14 protein-coding genes and 2 pseudogenes are annotated in these 22359 nt (G+C 69.8%); 9 read left to right on the plus strand and 7 right to left on the minus strand.

Going from position 1 to position 22359, the window contains the following annotated elements; translation table 11 throughout:
* Positions 1 to 230 precede the first annotated feature (230 nt).
* From ACWD5O_RS21535 to ACWD5O_RS21545, 3 genes and pseudogenes are all read left to right on the plus strand, one after another.
* Positions 231 to 2064 (plus strand): annotated as a pseudogene (locus tag ACWD5O_RS21535) (IS481 family transposase).
* Positions 2065 to 2102: 38 nt separating this feature from the next.
* Positions 2103 to 2825: a hypothetical protein gene (locus ACWD5O_RS21540; protein ID WP_450086327.1), complete on the plus strand. Its 723-nt coding sequence runs from the start codon at positions 2103 to 2105 to the stop codon at positions 2823 to 2825.
* A gap of 406 nt (positions 2826 to 3231) precedes the next feature.
* The gene (locus tag ACWD5O_RS21545; RefSeq protein ID WP_354968839.1) at positions 3232 to 4407 is read left to right on the plus strand and encodes a low temperature requirement protein A; all 1176 of its coding nucleotides are present in this window, start codon (positions 3232 to 3234) and stop codon (positions 4405 to 4407) included.
* A 388-nt stretch (positions 4408 to 4795) separates the two neighbouring features.
* Here ACWD5O_RS21545 and ACWD5O_RS21550 read toward each other — a convergent pair whose 3' ends face one another.
* The gene (locus ACWD5O_RS21550) at positions 4796 to 5287 is read right to left on the minus strand and encodes a tetratricopeptide repeat protein (RefSeq protein ID WP_450086328.1); all 492 of its coding nucleotides are present in this window, start codon (positions 5285 to 5287) and stop codon (positions 4796 to 4798) included.
* 105 nt (positions 5288 to 5392) lie between these two features.
* On the opposite strand from ACWD5O_RS21550, the gene ACWD5O_RS21555 reads away from it, so the two are divergent.
* The 4 genes from ACWD5O_RS21555 to ACWD5O_RS21570 all read left to right on the plus strand — a co-directional run bounded on the left by ACWD5O_RS21555 (position 5393) and on the right by ACWD5O_RS21570 (position 10705).
* The gene (locus ACWD5O_RS21555) at positions 5393 to 6922 is read left to right on the plus strand and encodes an MFS transporter (protein ID WP_450086329.1); all 1530 of its coding nucleotides are present in this window, start codon (positions 5393 to 5395) and stop codon (positions 6920 to 6922) included.
* 111 nt (positions 6923 to 7033) lie between these two features.
* Positions 7034 to 7798 carry a DUF1223 domain-containing protein gene (locus ACWD5O_RS21560; RefSeq protein WP_450086330.1) on the plus strand — a complete coding sequence of 255 codons (765 nt, stop codon included), beginning with the start codon at positions 7034 to 7036 and terminating at the stop codon, positions 7796 to 7798.
* A gap of 87 nt (positions 7799 to 7885) precedes the next feature.
* Entirely contained in the window at positions 7886 to 8386 is a 501-nt protein-coding gene (locus tag ACWD5O_RS21565; protein WP_450086331.1) for a hypothetical protein, read from the plus strand.
* Between the two features lie 165 nt (positions 8387 to 8551).
* Positions 8552 to 10705 carry a glycosyl hydrolase gene (locus ACWD5O_RS21570; RefSeq protein ID WP_450086332.1) on the plus strand — a complete coding sequence of 718 codons (2154 nt, stop codon included), beginning with the start codon at positions 8552 to 8554 and terminating at the stop codon, positions 10703 to 10705.
* A 764-nt stretch (positions 10706 to 11469) separates the two neighbouring features.
* Here the strand turns inward: ACWD5O_RS21570 and ACWD5O_RS21575 are convergent.
* Positions 11470 to 12569 (minus strand): annotated as a pseudogene (locus ACWD5O_RS21575) (winged helix DNA-binding domain-containing protein).
* Positions 12570 to 12632: 63 nt separating this feature from the next.
* On the opposite strand from ACWD5O_RS21575, the gene ACWD5O_RS21580 reads away from it, so the two are divergent.
* Both ACWD5O_RS21580 and ACWD5O_RS21585 read left to right on the plus strand, forming a co-directional pair.
* Positions 12633 to 13652 (plus strand): helix-turn-helix transcriptional regulator, encoded by a 1020-nt coding sequence (locus ACWD5O_RS21580; protein ID WP_450086333.1) that lies wholly within the window; start codon positions 12633 to 12635, stop codon positions 13650 to 13652.
* A 42-nt stretch (positions 13653 to 13694) separates the two neighbouring features.
* Positions 13695 to 14234 (plus strand): DinB family protein, encoded by a 540-nt coding sequence (locus tag ACWD5O_RS21585; RefSeq protein ID WP_354965670.1) that lies wholly within the window; start codon positions 13695 to 13697, stop codon positions 14232 to 14234.
* Between the two features lie 89 nt (positions 14235 to 14323).
* Here ACWD5O_RS21585 and ACWD5O_RS21590 read toward each other — a convergent pair whose 3' ends face one another.
* The 5 genes from ACWD5O_RS21590 to ACWD5O_RS21610 form a co-directional block, all read right to left on the minus strand.
* Positions 14324 to 16477: an FtsX-like permease family protein gene (locus tag ACWD5O_RS21590; RefSeq protein WP_450086334.1), complete on the minus strand. Its 2154-nt coding sequence runs from the start codon at positions 16475 to 16477 to the stop codon at positions 14324 to 14326.
* On the minus strand, positions 16474 to 17154 hold the full coding sequence (locus ACWD5O_RS21595) for an ABC transporter ATP-binding protein (RefSeq protein WP_354965672.1): 681 nt from the start codon (positions 17152 to 17154) through the stop codon (positions 16474 to 16476). The genes ACWD5O_RS21590 and ACWD5O_RS21595 overlap by 4 nt, the downstream gene beginning before the upstream one ends.
* On the minus strand, positions 17151 to 17675 hold the full coding sequence (locus ACWD5O_RS21600; protein ID WP_450086335.1) for a PadR family transcriptional regulator: 525 nt from the start codon (positions 17673 to 17675) through the stop codon (positions 17151 to 17153). Before ACWD5O_RS21600 ends, ACWD5O_RS21595 begins: the two co-directional genes overlap by 4 nt.
* Positions 17676 to 17746: 71 nt before the next feature.
* On the minus strand, positions 17747 to 19021 hold the full coding sequence (locus tag ACWD5O_RS21605; RefSeq protein ID WP_450086336.1) for a glycoside hydrolase family 1 protein: 1275 nt from the start codon (positions 19019 to 19021) through the stop codon (positions 17747 to 17749).
* 75 nt (positions 19022 to 19096) lie between these two features.
* On the minus strand, positions 19097 to 22285 hold the full coding sequence (locus tag ACWD5O_RS21610; RefSeq protein WP_450086399.1) for a family 78 glycoside hydrolase catalytic domain: 3189 nt from the start codon (positions 22283 to 22285) through the stop codon (positions 19097 to 19099).
* Positions 22286 to 22359: the final 74 nt, after the last annotated feature.

A 22359-nucleotide genomic window follows, 5' to 3' on the forward strand; every position in this document is an offset into this window, starting at 1 on the left:
GGCCATCACCATGCCCACACTCGGCCAACCGCAGACAGAGATCAACTAATGCCCGAACGATCCATGATCAACCACTAGCGAAAGACCGAGGCTAGCTTCATCGCGCGGTTGCGCATCACGTGGCGGAGATGTGTCGCGCATCAGTTGTCGGATCACACGCCGGCAGCGCGTGTCCGACTCCGCTTGATGCGTTACACGGTGGCTTCACTTGATGGGTGACACTCCGCCGAGTGCTGGTGGAGTTGAGCGTGACGGAGCAGCGTTACCGGGCAGTACTGGAAGTCGAAGCTGGCTTGTCGGTGACGGAGGTCACCGAACGGTTCGGCGTCTCGCGTCAGGCGGTGCATCGCTGGTTGGGCTGGTATCGCGATCACGGCTTGGATGGTCTGGCCGACGGATCGCACCGACCGCATGCGCACCCCGCCCAGACTCCTGATGAGGTGGAGGCGCTGATTTGCGAACTGCGACTCCACCATCCCCGCTGGGGCCAGCGGCGGTTGCACTACGAGCTGGGCCGCCGCGGTTGCCCGGGCCCGGTGCCATCGTTGAGCACCATCTACCGGGTACTGGTGCGACACGGCCTGATCGACCCGACACCTCGTCGGCGCCGGCGAGAGGACTACCGGCGGTGGGAACGCGGCAGGCCGATGGAGTTGTGGCAGCTCGACATTGTCGGCGGTATCCAGCTCGCTGACGGCGGCGAGGCAAAGGTCGTCACCGGCGTGGACGACCACTCCCGATTCTGCGTTATCGCCCAGGTGGTCCGTCGCGCCACCGGCCGGGCCGTCTGTCACGCCTTCGCCGGGGCCCTGCAACGGTTCGGGATTCCGGACGAGGTGCTGACCGACAACGGCAAGCAGTTCACTGCCCGCTTCGGCCGCGGTGGCGGCGAGGTGATGTTCGACCGGATCTGCCGAGAGAATGGCATCACCCACCGGCTGACCAAGCCCCGCTCACCCACCACCACTGGCAAGGTCGAGCGATTCCACCAGACCCTTGCAACGGGAACTCCTCGACGATGTCGAGGTCTGGGCCAACCCGCAAGCAGCCCAGGCCGCCATCGACGCCTTCCGGCACGAATACAACACCGAACGGCCCCACCAGTCCCTCGCGATGGCGTTCCCGGCGGACCGGTTCGCCGCCCAGCCGACCGAGGAGCAGCTGCCGCTGCGACTACCTCCGTTGCTGTCCAGCACCATTCCCGCACCCCGCCGACCGCTGCCGACCCCAGCACCGACGCCTCCGCCATCCGTGGGGCACACCGTCGCTCCAGCAGTGCCAGTGGCTGTCGGCGACAGCGTCCGCCTAGCCGTGGAGGTCGCCCGCGTGATTCCCGCCTCGGGCAACCTCGCCGTCTGCGGGCAGCAGTTCTGGCTCGGCCCCGCCCATGCCGGGCGCACCATCACGCTCTGGGCCGACACCACCGTCATCCACCTGCTGCTGAACGGCGCCCGCCTCAAGTCCGTCCCGTCCCGGCTCACCCTCGACCACCTGCGGCAGCTACTCGCCGAGGACGGCCAGCCTGCCGGGCCCTCACCCATCGCCGCCGGCCCGGCCGAGTCTGGCGGCCCGATCGAGGTTGACCGGATCGTTACCGCCAACGGGCTCATCGCCCTTGCCGGCAGGCAACACCCGATCGGCTACCACCTCGCCGGGCGGCGGATCACCGCCCGCCTCGATTACGGCGTCCTGCAGATTCTCGACACCGGCCGGACCCTGCTGCGCAGCCTGCCCAACCCACTCACCAAGGCCGACCTGGCCCGCCTCCGCGATGCCCGTCCCGCCGGACCACCACCAGCCCCGGCCCGCGACGCTCAACGCGTCGAGCGGCGGGTCAGCAGCCGCGGCAGCCTCGTCATCGCCGGTCAACGCATTCACCCCGGCATCGCCCACGCCGGTCGCATCGTCACTGTCGAAGCCACCGACGCCACCTTCCGCGTCTACGACGGCGACCAGCTCCTCATCGAGGTCGCCTGCACCACCACCAAGCCCATCGCCCGGTTCAAAGCCCGTAAGCCGGAACCACCACGGCAGACGACGATCGGCAAGCGAGGCGGACAATGACCCTCTACCGTCTCGGCGACCGATGCCATACTCCTCGAATGCCAGACGGAGCCACAGCGACTCGACTGGTCACAGCGGCGGCACGCCAGCATCTGCAGCCGCTTGGACTGCATCGGCGAGGCGCATCACGCGTCTGGATCGATGACCGAGGCTGGTGGCTGATCGTCGTTGAGTTCCAGCCTTCCCGCTCGGAAGGCACCTATCTCAACGTTGGCGCGATGTGGCTGTGGCACGAGCGCGACCACTGGTCATTCGACGACGGCAGCCGCATCTACTGGCGCAACGACGCCGCCTTCGTCACACAGCCGCCGGTCGGCGAGGTCGGCTGGACGAGCTTTCTCGACTTCGTCAACGCCGAACAGTTCACCCGCGACATCACCACGGTCGCCGGTGTCGCCGCACAACGGGTCGACCAGCTGCGCAGCCAGTTCCCCGACCCCGCAGCCGCCGCTCGCCAGCTGGCCTCCCGCACGACCAGGCACGGCGAGTCGCCCTGGTGGCACGCCTACCACACCGGGGGCGCAGCAGCGCTAGCTGGCGACCCCGACACCGCACGACAAGCGTTCCACCGCATCACCGTCGGCAACCTAGACCCGGACTGGGCCCACGACCTCGCCCAGCGCGCAAAACAGCTAGCCGACCTCGCCGACGACCCACCTGCTTTCCAGCAGCGCGTCATCGAAGTCATCCACGCAACCCGCCAGCGACTCAAACTACCGCCGGCCACGCCCCATCCCATGCCCACACCGCCGGCGGCCTAGCCATCGAAGCGAGAACATCAGCGGTGGAGCAAGCTCGCGGACTACCCTGACCACGAAGATCGTCTAGCCGGACGTGTCACCCGTCATTCGACACCGATCCGTAACGCATCAAGTGGAGCCCGACATCGCCAGCAGCCGGTTGTCGTGTCTCAGGACCTGGGTGACAGATCGGTATCAGGACCTGGGTAACACTCCGCCACTTGTGGCATTGGCCCGACGCCTGGCCAAGGTCGACGAGCTGATCAGAACTGGCGGCGACGGCTTGTAGGAACTGACGGCCTCTACCGTCGCCCCCACGGGCGAGGCCGTTCGACCCCTGGCCGCAGCAGCACATCCACATCCCCCAGCGCTGTCGGGTGGTACGACTGGTCAGAGCTGACAGAAGCGGCAGAAACGGGGCGAACCGATGACGAGTGGCGCAGCCCGGCTGATGCGGAGACCGGAGGAGCAGCGGACGACGTTCCTGGACCTGTTCCTCGACCTGGTGTTTGTCTTCGCGCTCTTCCGACTCTCGCTAGGGCTGCGACTGCATCTGGACTGGATCGACGCCTTCCAGACGCTGCTGCTGCTGCTCGCCATGTGGTGGGTGTGGGCCGCGACGGCGGGGGTGGTCTACAGGTTCGAGCCGCGACGGCCGGCGATACAGGTGCTGGTCATCGGGTGCATGTTCGGCAGCTTGGTGCTGTCGGCCGCAGTGCCTGAGGCGTTCGGCGGGCATGGCTTGGTCTTCGCCGGCGCGTACGTCGCCGTCCAGGTCGGTCGCAGCCTGTTTCTCGTGATCGTTACCCGTGGCGACAAGCGGCAGCGTCCCGAGATGCGGGTGCTGCTCTGGTTCGGCGTGTCGGCGGTGCCGTGGATCGCGGGCGCAATTGTGCAGGGTTGGCCGCGTGGGGTGCTGTGGGCGCTAGCGGTGGCCGTGGACTACACGGCGGCCAGTCTCGGCTGGCCCGCGCCGAGGCTGGGCCGCGGCAATGCGGCGGAGTTTGGGATCACGGGCGAGTTCCTGGCCGAGCGCTATCGGCAGTTCTTCATCATCGCGCTCGGCGAGTTGATTCTGGTGACGGGGCTGGGGCTCAGCGAGCACACCTTCGAGGCTGACCGCAGCGCGGCGGTCGTGGTGGCGTTCACGACCACGGTGCTGCTGTGGCGGATCTACATCCACCTCGCTGGGGAGGTGTTGGGCGGGGCCGTCGCCGCGGCCAATGATCCGCTCCGCGTTACCGTGTTGGCGACAAACGCTCACCTGGTCATGGTCGCCGGCATCGTCCCGATCTCTGTCGGCGTCGAGCTCATCATCGAGCACCCATCCGGGCACACACAGCCGGCGTGGATCGCCGTGATCCTCGGCGGACCCGCACTGTTCCTCGCCGGACGGGCCATCTTCGAGTACGCGGTGTTCGGCCGGGTGTCCCGAAACCGCGTGGCCGGGGTCCTCATGCTCGCCGCCATCTCGCCGGCAACGATCTTCCTGCCGCCGGTGCTCGTCGCCGGCGCCGCTGCTCTCGTCCTGGCCGGCATCGCCGTATCCGACACAGCCCGTGCCCGAGGACGTCCACCCGAGCCGCCCTCACCACCCGGCTAGCCGGAAGTGTCACCCACGTCCCGAGACTGTTCTGTCACGGACGTCCTGAGACTCGACATCGCCGGCAGCCGGTCCGGCGGGCTCCCCCTCACCTGCGGTGCGTTGAACGTCTCACGCACGGTGGAGAATGGTGGTGTGACGACGGATGCGGGAAGGGACGCCGAGTGGTGGACGACCTCGGATGTCGCCGCCTACCTCGGAGTCCAGGTCTCGACGGTCACGAACTACCGAAAGCGTGGGCACGTGCCCGAACCTGACATGACTGTTGGCCGTACACACATGTGGCGGCCGGCCCGGATCAGATCATGGCAGCAGGGTCGTCCTCGGCCTGGCGTCGGTGGTCGACGGGCAGACCAGTCCGAGTTCAAGTCCGACTAGCTGCAAGTCCCTACGCCGCGAGGGTTCGAACTTCTTCCAGGTACGACGAGACTTCCGGCTGATCCGGATAGCGCTGGGCCAGGAGGCTAGTCAGCTCACGAGAGGACATCAGCAGGGACGGCAGCGACTTCCGGTCACCTTGCAGGGCTTGGCGGCCGTGCGCGATCGCTGACTCCACGTCGCCTGTGCGAGCAGCGGTCACGCCGAGCGTTACCCGAGCTTCCGCTATCCGCATTGGCTTACGTTCCTGCCCGTTCGGGTCGGTCGATGACTTCAGGACCTCTCGGGCGTACATCTCGGCAAGCCGATCCTCGCCCGCGATGCGGTAGCAATCCATGGCGTAGAAGTCGAACTTGGCGGGGTCGACCACGAATCGGTGATCGGTGTCCTCCGGGTAAGGCAGGGATTCCAACAATCGGTGTCCACGGTCGAGAGAAGTCTCTACCTGGCGCCGGTCGCCGAGTCGCGCCCAAGCCTTCGCCTGCTGGGCGGCGAGCTGCACCGCCGCTCCATCGTTCGCTGCGGTCGCCTCAACAGCCTCGGCAGCTGCGATGACGCCTCGATAGTCTCCCTGCGTCAACGCGTACCAAGCGCGCATCGTATCTGAATGCGCAAGTGGCTGCCGCTGCTGACGGTCTGCCTGGGTACGTTCATGCTCCTGATCGACGTCACGATCGTGATCGTCGCCCTGCCCGACATGGTCGACGACCTGGACGCGTCCTTCCGGGCGTTGCAGTGGGTCATCGACGCCTACGCCCTCGCGCTGGGCGCACTGGTGCTCGGCGCCGGCTCGATCGCCGACCGGGTAGGGCACCGCCGGGCCTACGTCGTCGGGCTCGCGCTCTTCGCGGTCTCGTCGCTGCTGTGCGGTCTCGCGCCGAACCCGGGCGTGCTGATCGCCGCGCGCGCCGTACAGGGCGTCGGCGCGGCGGCCATGTTCGCGACCACGTTCGCCCTGCTCAACAGCGCCTACGCCGGCCGTGACCGGGGCAGCGCGTACGGCATCTGGGGCGCGGTGGCGGGCGCCTCCGCCGCCGTGGGCCCGATCCTCGACGGGCTGCTCACCGAGGGCGCGTCGTGGCGCTGGATCTTCCTCGTCAACCTGCCGGTCAGTGCCGTGGCGATCCTGCTGTGCGCCACGACGCTCACCGTCGCCCACGCGACCGTCCGGGGCCGGATCGACGTCGCCGGTATGGTGAGCTTCACCGCCGCCGCGGCGTGCGCGACCTACGCACTCATCCGGGCGAACGAGGACGGCTGGTCGGCAGCCGCCGTCTGGTGGCTGCTGGTGGTGGCCGCGCTCCTGCTGGCCGGGTTCGTGGCGATCGAGGCGCGCACCCGGCACGCCATGTTCGACCTCGCCCTCCTGCGCAACCGCTCGTTCGTCGCGGTCCTGCTCGCCGGGCTGCTGCTGACGTTCGCGGCCTTCACCACCCTCACCTACACCTCGATCTGGCTGCAGTCCGTGCTGGGACTGAGTCCAATTGCGGCGGGGCTCACCGGCCTGCCGATGTCCGTCACCGCGTTCGCTGTCTCGGCGGCGCTGGGCCGGGTGCTGCACGGCCGCAGACCAGACCTGGTGATCGGCGCCGGTCTGCTGTTCGTCGGCCTCGGCAGCCTGCTCACCGCGGCGCTCATGCACGGTTCGGCCAATTGGCCGGCGCTGCTGCCGGGGGTTGCCCTGATCGGCGTCGGCGTCGGCCTCGCGACGCCCATCCTCGGCTCGGTCTCCATGTCCCTGGTGCCCGCCGAGCGCGGCGGCATGGCCGCCGGAGCCGTCAACACCACCCGCCAGCTGGGCTTCGCGTTCGGCGTCGCCGCGCTGGGCAGCGTCTTCACCGCCCAGGCGCAGACCATCCTGGCCGGACGTGGCATTGCGGACCCGGCACACGTCGCGCACGCCATCGCCGGCGGGCAGACACCCGGTCTGCTGCGCGCCACGCCGGCAGCCGGGCGGCACCTGCTGGACAGCGCGGCGCATGCCGCCGGGGTGGCGGGTGTCCAGGCGACCTTCGCCGCGGCCGGAGCCGTCGGCGTCCTCGCCAGCCTGCTCGTCATCGTCCTCATGCGACCCGGCCGGCCGCGAACCGCCGCCTCGACCGCGCGTCCGCCCGTCGCGGAGGGCGCGGGACGCTGACGGCGCCCCCGAACGCGCACCTGCCGGGCCGAGCGGCGAGGCGTGGGCAGGCATGGTCGCGGCCGTAACGGGAATCCGAGGGCCGCCAGCAGCACGCACGGAGGAGGCGCAATGACGGACCCCGGGTCGAATCGTGCCCGCCTGCCGGGATCGCCGCTGCCGGACGTGGCGTCCGCGGACGGCGGCTTCGCCGTCGTGGAGATGTTCACCTCCCAGGGCTGTTCGAGCTGTCCTCCCGCCGAGGAGGTGCTGACCGAGATCGAGCGTGACGCGCGCGCCCAGGGGCAGCCGGTCTTCGCGCTCGGGTTCCACGTCGACTACTGGGATGATCTGGGCTGGCCCGACCGGTTCGCCGACGCGGCGTACACCGCGCGGCAGGAGGCGTACGCGCGGGCCTTCGGCTCCGGACGCCTGTACACCCCCCAGATGGTCGTCAACGGCACCGTCGAGTTCGTCGGCTCCGACCGTCGACGGGCGGCGACCGCGATCGCGTCCGCCCTGACGTCGGCAACCACCACACCGTTCACACTGTCGGTCCAGGACTACGCCGGAGGTGCGGGCGCCGGGCAGCGGGTCGTCCTGGGCTTCGAGACCAAGCGGCCTTCGGAGCGTGCGGTGCTGAACGTGGCGATCGTCGAACGCGGCCTGGAGAGCGAGGTCGCCCGGGGCGAGAACGCCGGGCGGACGCTGCGGCAGGACAACGTGGTGCGCGCCTTCACCTCGCTGGGTCTGGACGCCGAGCGCGGGCAGGTGGAGCTGGAGGCGCCGCCAGATCTCGATCCTCGGCAGGCCACTCTGGTGGGTTACGTGCAGAACAAAGGTGACCGGGCGATCGTCGCCGCCGCCGCGCTCGACCTGTCCGCCGTCGCGGGATGAGAGTGGGCTGATGGCGGTGCGTGAGCGGGCCTGGCGTCACCATGGCGCTCTGGCCGAGGCGGCCTCGCCAAGCTAAGGTCCGAGAGCATGTCAGGACGGTGGAGGCGGGCACTCGGAATTCTGGCGGTCGGGCTGTTCCTGCTCGGGTGCTACGGCTGCGTCACCCGGAGTTTGCCGGTCTGGCAGATCGTTGCCCTGGGCACCATCGCGGCATTCGGCGCGGTGAAGTGGACGGCGCTGACGGTGACGAAGGCGGTTCGGGACCGCGGTCCCGCCCAGGCGACCGCTGCGGCGTACCTGGACGCGCTCGTCGCGGCCGAGTTCACGGTCGCGTACGAGTTGCTCGCCGAGCAGCGTCGGCAGGCCAGCGACCTGACGACCTTTTCCGAGCTGCACTCCGGTGGCCAGCGACTCACCGGCTATTCGGTCGAGGGGACAACGATAGTCGGCCCTGGACAACCTCGTGCCGAGGTACTGACGCAGGCCCGCTTCGTCGATGGCGAGGTCGCGCCGCTAAAGCTGCTGCTGATCCGGCAGGCCGACGACCACTGGCGGGTCGCCGAATGGCACGCCGGCGAGCGGTGGTAGTTCAAATCGCGACATCAGCACGCAACCCGTGGGACACATTGACGGGAGTCATACCCCTCGATTACCGTGCCGACTGAGAGAGCGCTCTCTCGCCGCATCTTCTCCTCAATTCAGACAACGTGTCGGAGCCGGCAGGCCGGCATCCCGACACGCGATGGAGGCACCGTGAAACCTCCCGTCCCCCACCGCCGTTGGGTCCTGGCCGCCACCACCGCTCTGGCCCTGGTCGTCGGCGGCCTCACGATTTCCCTCACCCGTCCCGCCGAGGCCGCCCCCGTCGGCGCCGGCAGCTACACCACCACCCCGGTCGGCCCGCTCCCCACCGGCTGCGGCCCGATGTCGAGCAACCCCCGACAGTTCGCCACCGCCAACGCGCCAGCCGGTGCGGTACCCACCAACGACTGGTGGTCCTCACTGCTCTGGAAGCGCACCGACTGCGCCTTCAGCGAGCCCCTGCACGCCCACCCGCTCTCCTACGACACGTTCACCGACGGCCTCGGCTTCTCCGCCAACTCCACGCCCGCCATCAGCGGCACCTCGACCGGGGTCGGCGAGTACCACTACCCGTACGTCCAGGACATCCGGGTCGGCGTCGCCGGGCTCGGAGCGCCCGTGGTCAAGGTCGACGGCTGGACCGACTGGACGGTCAGCCCACACTGGAGCGACGGAGCCCGGACCATGCGCGCCACCATCGGCCACGGTCTGCCCTTCGCGTACTTCCAGACCACCGGTGGGGACGCGGTGATCAGCGCGACGGGCACCGCGGACGTCTGGTCCAACAGCGGCGCCACGGTCGGCTTCCGGGTCAACGGCCACGACTACGTCGGGTACGCCCCCAGCGGCGCCACCTGGACCGTCAGCGGCGGCCGGATCTCCTCCACCCTGGCCGGCCGGGGCTACTTCTCCGTCGCCCTCCTGCCGCCGTCGACGTCGGCGGCCGAGCGGGCCGATCTGGCCTCCACCTACGGCCGGTACGCGCACGCCCACGTCACCGGCACCCAGGTCTCGTACGCCTACAACCCGGCCACCAGCGGGCTGACCACCACGTACGCGTTAACCACGACCGCCCGGGAGGGGACCGCCACGCAGACCGTGGTCAGCCTCTACCCGCACCAGTGGAAGTCGCTGACCGGCTCCACCCCGATCACCCCGACCTACCCGTCGGCGCGTGGCCGGATGAAGGTGCTCACCGGCGTCAACCAGTTCCGTACCTCCAAGAAGTTCCAGGGGGTCCTGCCGGAACTGCCGGCCGTCGGCGACGGCAGCGGCGCCGACCTGACGACGCTCACCAACCACCTGGCCGCCGCCCGCGCGAACCCGATGGACCAGCGCGGCGGTGACACGTACTGGACCGGCAAGGGGCTCGGCCGGGCCGCCCGGCTCGCCGAGGTGGCCGACCTGGTCAACGACACCGCGACGCGGGACAGCGCGCTGAACGCGATCCGCAGCACGCTCACCGACTGGTTCACCGCGTCGAGCGGCAAGACCGGAAGGGTCTTCTACTACGACGGCAACTGGGGCACGTTGATCGGCTACCCAGCCTCGTACGGCTCGGACCAGGAACTCAACGACCACCACTTCCACTACGGCTACTACATCGCCGCCGCGGCGACGCTGGCGAAGTTCGACCCGGCGTGGGCCGCCGCGAGCCGCTACGGCGGCATGGTGGACCTGCTGATCCGGGACGCCAACAACTACCGCCGCGACGACACCCGCTTCCCCTACCTGCGCGACTTCGACATTTACGCCGGCCACGACTGGGCGTCCGGGCACGGCTCGTTCGGCTCCGGCAACAACCAGGAATCGTCGTCGGAGGGGATGAACTTCGCCAACGCCCTGATCCAGTGGGGGCAGGTGACCGGCGACACCGCCGTCCGCGACGCCGGCATCTTCCTCTACACCACCCAGGCCGCGGCCATCCAGGAGTACTGGTTCGACGGCAGCGACCAGAACTTCCCCGCCGCCTTCGGGCACTCGACGGTCGGCATGGTCTGGGGCGACGGCGGCGCGTACGCCACCTGGTTCAGCGCCGAGCCGGAGATGATCCAGGGCATCAACCTGCTGCCGGTCACCTCTACCTCGGCAACAACCCGGCGTACGTACGGACCAACTATGCCGAACTGGTGCGCAACAACGGTGGGCAGCCGACGGTGTGGCAGGACATCCTCTGGCAGTTCCAGGCCCTCGGTGACGGCGACGCGGCGCTGGCGAACCTCCGCGCGAACCCCAACTACACGGTCGAGGAGGGCGAGAGTCGGGCACACACCTTCCACTGGATCCGCAACCTCGCGGCGCTGGGCACCGTCGACACGACGGTGACCGCCGACCATCCACTGTCGGCGGTGTTCTCGGGCAACGGGGCGCGCACCTACGTGGCGTCGAACCCGACCGCGACGGCGATCACGGTGACGTTCTCCAACGGCACGACGGTCGCCGTGCCGGCCGGACGGACGGCCACCACCGGGGCGTACACCTGGAGCGGCGGCAACGCGGCGGGCGGCGTACCCCCGGGGACCCCGCCGCCCACCACACCCCCTCCGACGGATCCGCCCCCGAACCCGGGCTCTGCGACCCGGTACCTGCTGCCCGGTGGCGGGCTCGGCGCGGCCGGCGGCGCGGCCACGACCACGGTCGCGGCGGCCAATGGGAACCACGACGGTACGCCGACCAACCCGCAGGTCTTCACGGCGACCGGCCTCAACCTCGCCTACTCCGGCGGGCAGACCACCTTCGACCTGTTCCTGGACGCCGGCACGGCGGTCGGCAACGGCGTGCAGGTGCGGATCTCGTACGACCTGACGGGCAACGGCAGCTGGGAGCGGGTGGAGACGTCGCGTTACTTCGCCACCGATCCTGTCCCCGGCTACGAGCACTACACCCAGAACGCCGGCCTGGCCTCGGCCACCGGCACGTTGGGCACGCTCAGCAACGGCACGGTCCGGGTCGAGGTGTGGTCGGCGATCGGCAACAACCCGAGCACGGTGGGCATCGGCAACCAGTCGGTGCTCCGGCTTCCGTACTCCTGATCCCACCCGTCCGCGCCGCCGCCGGTTCGGTATGGCCGGCGGCGGCGCGGCGCACGGTCATCGGGGAGTCGGGCCGACCTCCACCCGGTGGCTCTCGTTGTCGGAGAGGAACGACGCCAGCTCCCGCCCCTGCTCGACGACGGCGGTGCGGTCGGCTCGGGAGAGGCGACGCAGCGGAATGACCGTCACGGCGCCGGCCTCGACGTTCCAGGTCGCGGCGACCCGACCGTCGACCAGCACCACGCGCTCGCCGGCGACCGACAGACCACGGTGCGCATCGTCGATGATCCGGCTCCGGTCCTGGTAACCGAGTATCGCGTTGTCAAAGGCCGGCAGGAACCGCACCGGGGCGGGTGTGTCGGGGTCGGGGCGCGGCGCGTCGGGAAGGTCCAGCAGCTCGCGGCCACGATCGTCGCGGAACGTGATCAACTCGCCGCGCATCGCGGCCACCGCGGCCGGCAGTCCGGCGAGGCCGCACCAGGCGCGCAGGTCGGCCGTGGCCGCGGGACCGTACGCGGCCAGGTAGCGGCGTACCAGCGCCTGGCCGACCGGATCGGTGTCCTCCAGGGCCGGCGGGTCGATCTCCCGACCGAGCCAGGAGGAGAGCAGGACGTTGCGCACTCCGGCCCTCGTGCGCCACAGTCCGCGCGGCGGCAGTTGCACCATCGGGACGAGGGCGGCGATCACCATCTCGCCCAGTGCCCGCATCCCCGGGGTCGGCCAGCGCTCGGCGAGCGCCCGCGCCAGCTCGGTCATCGAGCGCGGCTCGTCGTCGGCCATCAGGCCCGGCCGGCCGCGGCGAGTTCGTCGAGGTCCACCCCGTCCAGCTCGCGGCGGTAGGTCCCGAGCACCCGTTGGCGCAGCATCGCATCGTGTCGGGCGCGCCAGGTCAGTGCGTCGTCCGCGGTGAGGAGGTGGACGGTGCGGCGCATGAGGTGTGTCCGCACCAGGCTTCGCTGGATCAGCAGGTCCGAGAGCACCGCCGGGTCGAACGCGCGCAGCCTCGACCAGAGCCCGACGTACGGTTCCTGCGGTTCCTGCGCCTGCAGACCGCCGAGGTGGGCGACGGCGTCGGGGACCGGTACGTCCGCGCGGTCGAGCAGCAACTGCCGGGCGAGCGTCGCGCGGTTGAGCGCGCGGTTGTCGAGCACCGTCATCGGGCAACAGTCGCAGGTGAAGCGGCCAGGGTCTGGCCGCTTCTCATGGCAGTATCGGGACCCATGCTGAAGACCTCGGCGCGGCTGCTGTCGTTGCTCTCGCTGCTCCAGGCACGGCGGGACTGGCCGGGGGCGCTGCTGGCCGAACGGCTAGACATCAGTCCGCGCACCGTGCGCCGCGACGTCGACCGCCTGCGTGAGCTCGGCTATCCCATCCTGGCCACCAAGGGTCCCGACGGGGGCTACCGGCTCGACGCGGGCGCGGAACTGCCGCCTCTGCTGTTCGATGACGAGCAGGCCGTCGCCCTCGCCGTGGCACTCCAGATCGCCACCACCTCCGGCGCCGGCATCGAGGAAGCCGCGGCGCGCGCGCTGCAGACCGTCCGGCAGGTCATGCCCGCACGGCTGCGCCGTCGCATCGACACCATCCAGGTCACCGCCGTCGAGCGGCCCGCGACCCGATCGAGCCCACAGGCCGACAGCGGCGTGCTCATGGCGCTCAGTGCCGCCGTCCACGCCCGCGAGGTGCTGCGTTTCGACTACGGCCCCGCATTCCCGCCAGCGGCCGACGACGATCAGGCCGACAGTGCGCCGCGCCGGGTCCAGCCCCACCACGTCGTCACCTGGGGAGGGCGCTGGTACCTCGTCGCCTGGGATCTCGACCGGGAGGACTGGCGCACCTTCCGCGCTGACCGGATCACGCCCCGCACCCCCACGGGGCCTCGCTTCACCCCACGGCAACTACCCGGTGGAGACGTGGCGGCCTTCGTGGTCAGCAGGTTCCACGGCCCCGAAGGCTGGCCGTGCCGGGGCGAGGTGATCCTGGACCTCCCCGCCGAGGTCGCAGCCCGTTACACCAGCGACGGACTCGTCGAGGCCCTCGGCCCGGACCGCTGCCGGCTCGTCGTCGGCTCGTGGTCATGGCCGGGCCTGGCCGCCGCCATCGGTCGGTTCGACGCCGACATCGAGGTCGTCGGGCCGACCGAGCTCAGAGAGGCCTTCGCGCGGCTGGCCGACCGCTATGCCGACGCCGCGGCCGGCGCACCCCCCACACCACCTCGACCGGTCCGGACGGGCCGATAACCCGCTTGCGCCCGTCGCGGCTTGTCGACAGGGTCGGGAGCCATGAGCGACATGTGGGTGGACCCCACCGACGATCCACGGACCTACGGCAACCCGAAGGGCGAGAAGGCGACACTGCAGGAGTACCTGCGGAACTACCGGTTGACCCTGGACATGAAGTGCGCCGGTCTCGACGCCGAGCAGCTTGCCCGCCGCTCGGTGCCACCGAGCACCATGAGCCTGCTCGGCCTGATCCGGCACCTTGCCAAGGTGGAGAACCAGTGGTTCCAGCGGGTGCTGCGCGGCAGGACCGACCAGCCGCGCCTGTTCAGCCGGGACGACGACAGGGACGCGGACTTCACCGACGCGGTCGCCGACCCCGCGGTCGTCGAGGAGGCGTTCGCCACATGGAAGGCGGAGATCGCGGCGGCCGATGAGTGGCTCGACGCGCTCGACGAGGACGACCTCGGGCGGGAGGTGCCGATCGGCGACGACACGGTCAGCGTCCGCGACGTCCTCGTTCACATGATCGAGGAGTACGCCCGGCACGTCGGCCACGCCGACCTGCTGCGCGAGTGCGTCGACGGCCGCACCGGCCAGTGAGTCGGGGGAACGACCAGGGCCGCTCGAGTTGGCCGGCATCCGCGTGAGCGGGTGAGCGGCGGGGGGTGCCTCCCCCGCCGCTCACCCGATCACTCGCTGCGTGCCGTCTCCGGGCCGGTGATCCTTTCCAGCAGCGGCAGGGTGGACGCGATGATGCCGAGGCATGCGGCCAGGCCGACGATCACGATCGCGTAGAACCCGAGGCCCGGCGCGGTGAGGGTGTAGTCCAGCTGTGCCTTGAGGAACAGTTGGGCGGCCACGAAACCCATGCCGATCGCGACCACGGCGACGGCCAGCATCGGTACGGCGCTTTCCAGAGCGACCACACGGCGCAGGACCCGCACCGGCGCCCCACTGAGGCGGAGCAGGCTGAACGGGCGCCTGCGTTCACTCAGACCGCCGACCACGCTGACCGCCAGGCTGCAGCCGGCGAGGCCGAGGCTGGCGACGATGATGACGTTGGCCAGCTGCTTCCAACCACGCAGCTGATCGGTGAAGGACGACTCGAACTCACCGGGAACGGTCGGTGCCACCCAGAAATTCGGGAAGGCCAGCGAGAGGGCCGTGCGCGCCCGTTCCAGCGGGGCTGTCGAACCGTCCGTGCCGACGACGATCGACGCCACCGGCAACCGCTCGAGGTCGTCGACGGAAACCGATGCGGCTGGCCACACCCTGGAGGCGGACGCCGACTCGTCGAACGGGATGAAGTTGTGGGCCACCGCCGCCACGGTGGCGCCGTCGGCGCATCGGCCGTACGCCTCGGGGATGTCGGTGCACGCGAGCACGCCGGGATCGGCCATCCGGTCCGGGTTCCGGTGGACCACCGTCGCGCTCCGCACGCCCGGGATCGAGCGCAGCTCGACCAGCAGTGAGTCGGGCACCGAGAGCTCGTCGTCGGAGAAGCCGGTGGAGAGGGTGGCGGCATCCGTCGACTCGATCCGGGCGGGGCCACGGTTGGCGACGATCGTGGTGATCACACCGATGGCCACACTCGTGACGAAGAGCGCGAGCATGATGCCGCTGATGGCCCGGAAACCGGCCTTCGGGTTGTCGGCGAGGCGCCGCGCCGCGATGAGTGCCGCGGGCCGCCGGGCGCGGCTGGCCATGACACGGGCGCCGACCATGGTGAGCCAGGGTCCGGCGAGGACCAGACCGGTCATGATGAGCAGGAGACCAGGCAGGAACGCGGCGGTCTGGCCATCCGACGTCTCGGGCCTGCGGCCGATGAAGTAGGCCAGCTCGGCCACCCCCAGCGCGAGTGGGACCAGCCGGTAGGCGCGGGGTGGACGGGGGGTGACCTGCCGCGTGACGCCGAGCGGGGAGATCCGGACGCGTCGTAGCGACACCCAGGCCGCCAGCGCCGCTCCGGCCGGCACGCCGAGCGCGACCACCAGGATGTCCAGCGGTCTCAGGACCATGTCGTCGGGGAAGAACCGCATGCCGGTGAACGGGATGGCGGCGAGCTGGCCGCGGAACGCGAAGAACAGCGCGAAGCCGAGAGCCGTGCCCGCGAGCGCCGCCACGGCCGCTTCGGTCGCCGCGATCACCGAGATCTGCCGGGGCGTCGCGCCGACCAGCCGCATCGCCGCGAACCGCTGCTCCCGGCGGGCGGCGCTGAGCCGGGTGGCCGTGCCGATGAAGATCAGCACCGGAAACAGCAGCCCACCGGCTATGACACCGACGATGAGGTCCACGACCGTCTCCGGCAGCGCGTGGGTGTCGTCGCCGACGCTCGTGAGCTGGCGGACATTTGGCAGCGTCGTGGCCTCGTTCACGGTGTGGCCGACGATGACGAGGAGGGCGTCCGGTGACGGCAGCGCGGCCGAACCGATCGTGCCGAGGTTTCGCCCGGGGTAGCGATCGGCGAGTTCGGCGGCAGGGGTCGCTGCCAGCAGCGTGCTGAACTCCGGTGAGACGTAGTACTCCCCCGGCCCCGGGGTCTCCGGAATGCCGACCGGCGTCGGCGAGCCCGGGCCCGAGGCGGCGACGTCGATCCGTACGATCTGCTCGCCGCGGAAGTAGTCCTCCCGCGTGGACCACCACAGTGGATCGCCGCCACCGTCCGCCGACGGGCTGGGATACAGCGACGCGTACCGTGTGAGCTGCGCGTTCACGGCGTTGAGGCCCGCGAGGGTGACCAGCAGCAGACCGGCGCCGACCGCCACGGCGGTGGCGATGATGATGAGGCGGGTGAGTGCCTCCCGCCCGCCGGCCACGGCGAGGCGGAGCCCGAAGCGGATCATGATGCGATCCGGTCCGGCGCGTTCACGCGGCCGTCGCGCACGATGACCTCGCGATCGGCGTACGCGGCGACCCGTGGTTCGTGGGTGACCAGGATGACCGTCGTGCCCTGTTCACGAGCGGCGGTGACCAGCAGGTCCATGACCTGCTCGCCGGTGAGCGAGTCGAGCGCACCGGTCGGCTCGTCGGCGAAGAGCACCTCCGGCCCGGCGACCAGACCCCGGGCGAGGGCGACCCGCTGGGCCTGCCCTCCGGAAAGCTCACCCGACCGGCGCTGCTCCAGTCCTTCCAGGCCGAGCCGCTCGAACCAGCCGTACGCCTTGCGCAGCGCCTCGGCTCTGCGTGTGCCGTTCAACAGCAGCGGCAGGGCCACGTTCTCCGCGGTGGTCAACTCGGGGACGAGCTGCCCGAACTGGAACACGAACCCGAAGCGGTCCCGGCGCAGGCTGCTGCGGCGGGCCTCGGTCATGGAGTCGACCCGAGCCCCGTCGAACAGGACCTCGCCGGAATCCGGAACCAGGATGCCGGCCAGGCAGTGCAGCAACGTCGACTTACCCGACCCGCTGGCCCCCATGATCGCGACGATCTCCCCCGAGTCGACGGCGATGCTGGCGCCGCGGAGCGCAGGTGTCTGGCCGAAGGAGAATTCGACGTTCCTCGCTTCGATCGCGATGGTCATTGCCGTACCGCCTTCGTCAGGGCGTCCAACCGGGCGCCGGTCATCTCGATCCACCTGAGGTCCGCTTCCAGGTGGTACAGACCGTGGTCGGCGAGCAGCGCGTCGACGAGACTGCCGGTGCGCTTGATCTCGGTGAGCTCACGCATCCGCTGCAGGTGCGCGCTGCGCTGAGTGTCGAGGTATTCGCCGGCGGGGCGGTCCAGCATCAGCGCGAGCACGACCTTGGCGAAGAGAACGGTCTGCAGGTGCGGTTCCGGTTCGACCGGCTGGGTCAGCCACTGCTCGACCTCGGTCGCGCCCAGGTCGGTGATGATGTAGCGCTTGCGGTCGGGCCCTTCGCCGGGGCCGACCTCGCTGATCACCACCTTGCCGTCGCGCGCCAGGCGGCTGAGCGTCGAGTAGACCTGCCCAAACGGCAGCGGCTTACCGCGGCCGAAGTAGGTGTCGTACTCGCGCTTCAGGTCGTACCCGTGGCTGGGTTCCCGATCGAGCAGGCCGAGGAGGGTGAGTGGAACGCTCATGCCAGCACCATACACCGGGGGTATACACCGCGTATATACCCCCGGGTTCTACGTCCGGGGCCGCCGTGGCCTCATGCCTGTACGACGGTCCCGTGGCGTAGCGCGTCGAGCCTTCCTGTCCTGGCGACCCGAGCGAAGGCATGGGCGCTCGGTTTCGGGGTTCTGCGCAGGTCGTGGTCGTGGTCGACCGCGATCAGTCCGAACTTGGGGCGGTATCCCTCGGCCCATTCGAAGTTGTCGAAGGCGGACCAGTGCAGGTAACCGCGGACGTCGACTCCTTCCGATCGGGCCTGCGCCAGTGCGGCGAGATGCGTTTCGAGGTAGTCGACCCGCTCGTGATCGTCTTCGGTGGCGATGCCGTTCTCGGTGACGTACAGCGGGAGCCCGGCGGCGGCAGCACGGTGCAGCTGTTGGCGCAGTCCGTCCGGATGGACCTCCCAGCCCATCTGGGTCAGTCGGGCGCCGGCCGGCGGTTCGGCGAACAGTGTCGGCACGGCGGGATCGACCCATTGCCGGCGGTAGTACTGGACGCCGAGGAAGTCTCCAGGGTCGGGTCCGATGAGCCCGTCGAGGTACAGGTCGACGATCTCGGTCCGCAGAGCGCGGCAGAACGCGACGCAGCTGTCGTCGTCACGAGCCGGGGTCAGCAGCGGCAGCTGCACGGCGAGGCCCGCCCTGGACCGGGCTCCTCCATCGCGGATGGCCCGTACCGCGGCGTGGTGCGCCTCCAGGAGCACCCTGCCCACCCGTTTCCACAGGATCGGGTTGGTCATCCCCGGCGGGTGGTAGCCCTCCAGATAGCCGTGCAGGGCGATCATCTGTGGTTCGTTGATAGTGCAGACGAAGGGCATCAGGTCGCCCAGCTCCGCGACGACCCGGTTGCAGTATCGGCTGAACAGCTCGACCGCATCAGGAGCGAGCCAACCACCCCTCGCGGCGAACCAGCGCGGCAACGTGAAGTGGTGCAGGGTGACGAATCCGGTCATGCCGGCGCTGGCGAGCGCGGTCAGGACCCGGCGGTAGTGGGTGAGGGCGATGCGGCTGAACTCCCCCGGTGCGGGTTCGATACGGGACCACTCCAGCGACAGGCGGTGGGCGTTGTGGCCCAGCGACTTCAGCAGCGCGAAGTCGCCGGCATACCGGTGCAGGTGATCGATGCCGTCGTGGGACGACTGTTGCGCGGCGGTACCGGGGGCGTGTTCGAAGTCCCACCAGTCGTTGTTGACGTTGCCGCCCTCAACCTGGTGCGCGGCTGTCGCGGCACCCCAGAGGAAGTTCGCCGGAAAGTCGGATCCCAACGGAGCCGGCGCACTGCGACCGTCGGCGACGTCTCGGGTGCTGGTCACGGCTGCTCCTCATCGGTGCGCGGGGTACGGGCCCGGTCGCCACTCGTGGACTGAGCGGCGACCGGGCCCGTCGGATCAGTTACCCGTCTGCGGTGCCAGGAACGTGAACGAGCCGGAGGGAACGCTGTAGACGGCATAGTCTCCGTCGACACGCAGGAACGTGGCCCGGGCCGGAGGCGCGTCGAGCCGTCGTCCTCCCGCCGGCACCCACACCTGTGCGCTGGTGTTGGTGGGGACGTCGACCGTCAGCTTGAATCGTCGATCCGACGTGCTCCACTCGGACCGCGCAACGCCGTGTGGTGTCTGGTAGCTGCCCTTCACCGAGGTCAGGTCCCCGACCACCTTGGGCTGGATGACAAGGCGTCGGTAGGCGGTCGAGTCGTCGGCCTCGCGGATGCCGACCAGACTCCCCTGGAACCACTCCTCGATCTGGGCGAGGATCATGTGGTTCTTGGAGTCACCACGGTTCCACCGTTCGCCGATGGTGGTCATGCCGTTCGGGTTCGCGACCGTGGGTTCCATGAAGAATCCGTAGCTCGGTTGGTCGTTCTCCTGGAGCAGGTCCCACAGGACGTCGTCCCTGCCGCCGTCGGCGAGCGCCCGGACGGTCGGTGCCATCCCGATGGTGCCGCCGCTGAAGTGTGGACCGTCGCCGACCGGGTGGAACGCGTACACGAGCTCGACGAGCGCGTCGAGGACGGCGTGACGTTCGGTGTCCGGGACGAGCCCGGCGTCGAGGGCGAGTGCCTGCGCTGTCTGCGTTGCGCCCGTGGTCCCGGCGTTGCCGTCCGCGGTGTACCGGCGTAGTTGCTGGTTGTAGAAGTGCGCGTTGAACGCCTGCTTGATCTCGTCCGCGAGCGTCCGGTACCGAGCGGCGTCGTCGACGTGGCCGGTCAGCTGCGCCATCGTGGCCAACTTGCTGATCATCGTGTAGTAGCCCCAGGTACCGGTGATTCGGCCGGATGTCTGGTCGGCGGCGACCCAGTCGGCGAGGGCGGCGTCGACGATGTGCGCGTCGGCTCCGGTCCCCACCTTCTGGCGCTGGATGTAGTCGGCGAAGGCGACCATCTGGTTGTAGTACCGCGCCATCGTCGCGGTGTCGCCGTACAGCTCGTACAGCATCGACGGGACGAGGATGATGGCGTTGCCCCAGTTGATCTCGTCGCCGAAGCGTCCGCTGTAGCCCCAGTCGTAGACCGGGGTCTTCAGCGCGACGTTCCCGGCCATCGGTGTGTCAGCCAGAGACTGCCCCTCGACGAGGTGCCGCATGGTGGTCCGTAGGTAGGCGCCGAGTTCGTAGTTGCGGTGGATGGCACCCATCGGCATCGTGTAGTCGGCCGGGTACGACAGCTTCTCGCGGCCGGGGCAGTCGGTGAACACCGACATGATGTTCGCCGCGAAGGAGTACCTGGCCATCTTGTGGACGCGGTTGACGCGCGCGTTCGAGGTGGTGAAGTCGCTGGCCGACGGGGTGGCGGCCTGCAACCGGAGCCCCTTGATGAGGTCCTTCGTCGGGACGTACCCCTCGGGCAGGCCGCTGACCTGGACCCACTGCATGCCGAAGTAGTTGAAGTCGGGATGCCAGGTCTCCCCGCCGCGGAGTCCGGCGGTGGTGTAGGTGTTGAACAGGTCGCGTCCCCGGCTGCCGCCGCCGCCCATGAGCGAGGCCTGGTCCACGGTGCCGTCCGCGGCCAGCGACTCGGCGGGTGACATCCGGATGGTGACGCCGCTCGGCACGGTCCCCTTGAGGCGTAACTGGGGCCAGCCGACGATGTTCTGGCCGAAGTCGAACACCCAGGTTCCCGGTGCCGGGTTGGTCATCGAGACCGGTGTGAACGTTTCGACGACCTTCACCGGTTCGGCGGTGCGGGCGACGAGCCTGGTGGCGAGGTTCGGAGGTGGCGCGATGCCGGCGTCGAGCCAGGCCATGGCGGAGCCGTCACGTCGCTTGGCGGCGGCCGTCAGGTTGGCCCCAGCCGAGTCCCAGCCCACCTGCTCGCGGCGCGCGTCGTGGTCCGCCCCGGAGTACCACGCGTCGGTGACCAGGGCGCCGAGTGCGGTCCGCCATCCGCGGTCGGAGACGACGACGTCGGTCGAGCCGTTGGTGTAGGAGATTTCCAGCCGCGCGATCATGCGGGGGGTCACCGCGGCGCCGGCGCTCGCATCGCTGGCGGCGACGTTGTTGCCCGATCCGGTCACCGCCACGCCGGCGGTGTGCGGCTTGAACAGGCCAGGGGTGAACGAGATCCCGGTTCCGTCCGCGCCAGCGGTGCCGATCGCGGTGATCGTGCGGGATTCGAGGCTGTCGCCACCGTTGCCGGTGTCGATGTTGATCGTGCCGCCAACATGGTAGTTGGCGACGCTGTCCAGCTGCACGGTCGTGGCATCGGGTGCGGCGTCGGCGGCCAGAATGCCGTTGCCCTTGAGCTGGCTCTGCCACCACGAGTACGGCGCCGTCCGGCCGACGGCGGGGTTGGTGACGCTTCGCCGTACGTAGGCGGGGCCGTTGCCGAGCCGAACGCCGAGTGTGTTGGCTCCGGTGCGCAGGTCGCCGCTGACGTCGTACGTGCGGTACTCACTGGAGAGCTGGTAGTTGGAGTTACCGGGTGCCAGAACCTCGTCGCTGAGGGGTCGGCCGTTGAGGGACGGCAGGTGCAGCCCGACGCCGGAGAGGTAGAGGCGGGCGCCGGCCACGCGCTTGTTGCGATCGATGTCGAACTGGCGAGCGAAGATCGGCATCGGCTGGGATTCCGTGCGATCGGGGTACTCGATCCACCGGGCCGATCCCCAGTCGCTCTGCTGGAGCAGGCCCATCTCCCACGTGGATGGCTCGCTCCAGTCCGATGGCTTCCGGTCGGCGTCCCAGACCCGGACCTGCCAGAAGACCCTCTCGCGGGAGGTGAGAGTCCGACCGGCGTACCGGATGCCGGACTGGTGGTCGGACTGCACCCTGCCGGAGTCCCAGGTCAGCCTTCCGCCGGTGAGGTTCCGCGCGCTCGTCGCGGTGCGGATCTGGTAGGCGGTCTGCCTGTCGCCCGGGCAGGCCAACCGTGCGTCGGGTCGGCGGCAGGGATGGGCGGCGGCCCGTTTCGTTTCGGTGATCCGCCAGCCCAGGGATGGGTGGGTGTCGTCGATGCCGAGCGGTTCATCGTGTCGGTCGTTCACCCGAAGGTCGACGACGCTGACGGCGGCCGCCTGGCGGCTGGCGATGGACGGCGTGGCGTTGAGCGTCTGCGACGCGACGAGTGTGACCGCCACTCCCATCACCACGAGCAGGCGTGTCCGTCTCCTGAGTTTCTGCACAGGTCACTCCCTTCCTGGCCGGCGTGCTGAGCCGG

It is taken from the genome of Micromonospora sp. NPDC005161, assembly GCF_053599855.1.

Coding starts and splice junctions, on each gene's coding strand:
- ACWD5O_RS21540 (WP_450086327.1), top strand. CDS start 2,103: ATGCCAGACGGAGCCACAGCGACTCGACTGGTCACAGCGGCGGCACGC.
- ACWD5O_RS21545 (WP_354968839.1), top strand. CDS start 3,232: ATGACGAGTGGCGCAGCCCGGCTGATGCGGAGACCGGAGGAGCAGCGG.
- ACWD5O_RS21555 (WP_450086329.1), top strand. CDS start 5,393: ATGCGCAAGTGGCTGCCGCTGCTGACGGTCTGCCTGGGTACGTTCATG.
- ACWD5O_RS21560 (WP_450086330.1), top strand. CDS start 7,034: ATGACGGACCCCGGGTCGAATCGTGCCCGCCTGCCGGGATCGCCGCTG.
- ACWD5O_RS21565 (WP_450086331.1), top strand. CDS start 7,886: ATGTCAGGACGGTGGAGGCGGGCACTCGGAATTCTGGCGGTCGGGCTG.
- ACWD5O_RS21580 (WP_450086333.1), top strand. CDS start 12,633: ATGCTGAAGACCTCGGCGCGGCTGCTGTCGTTGCTCTCGCTGCTCCAG.
- ACWD5O_RS21585 (WP_354965670.1), top strand. CDS start 13,695: ATGAGCGACATGTGGGTGGACCCCACCGACGATCCACGGACCTACGGC.
- ACWD5O_RS21590 (WP_450086334.1), bottom strand. CDS start 16,477: ATGATCCGCTTCGGGCTCCGCCTCGCCGTGGCCGGCGGGCGGGAGGCA.
- ACWD5O_RS21595 (WP_354965672.1), bottom strand. CDS start 17,154: ATGACCATCGCGATCGAAGCGAGGAACGTCGAATTCTCCTTCGGCCAG.
- ACWD5O_RS21600 (WP_450086335.1), bottom strand. CDS start 17,675: ATGAGCGTTCCACTCACCCTCCTCGGCCTGCTCGATCGGGAACCCAGC.
- ACWD5O_RS21610 (WP_450086399.1), bottom strand. CDS start 22,285: ATGGGAGTGGCGGTCACACTCGTCGCGTCGCAGACGCTCAACGCCACG.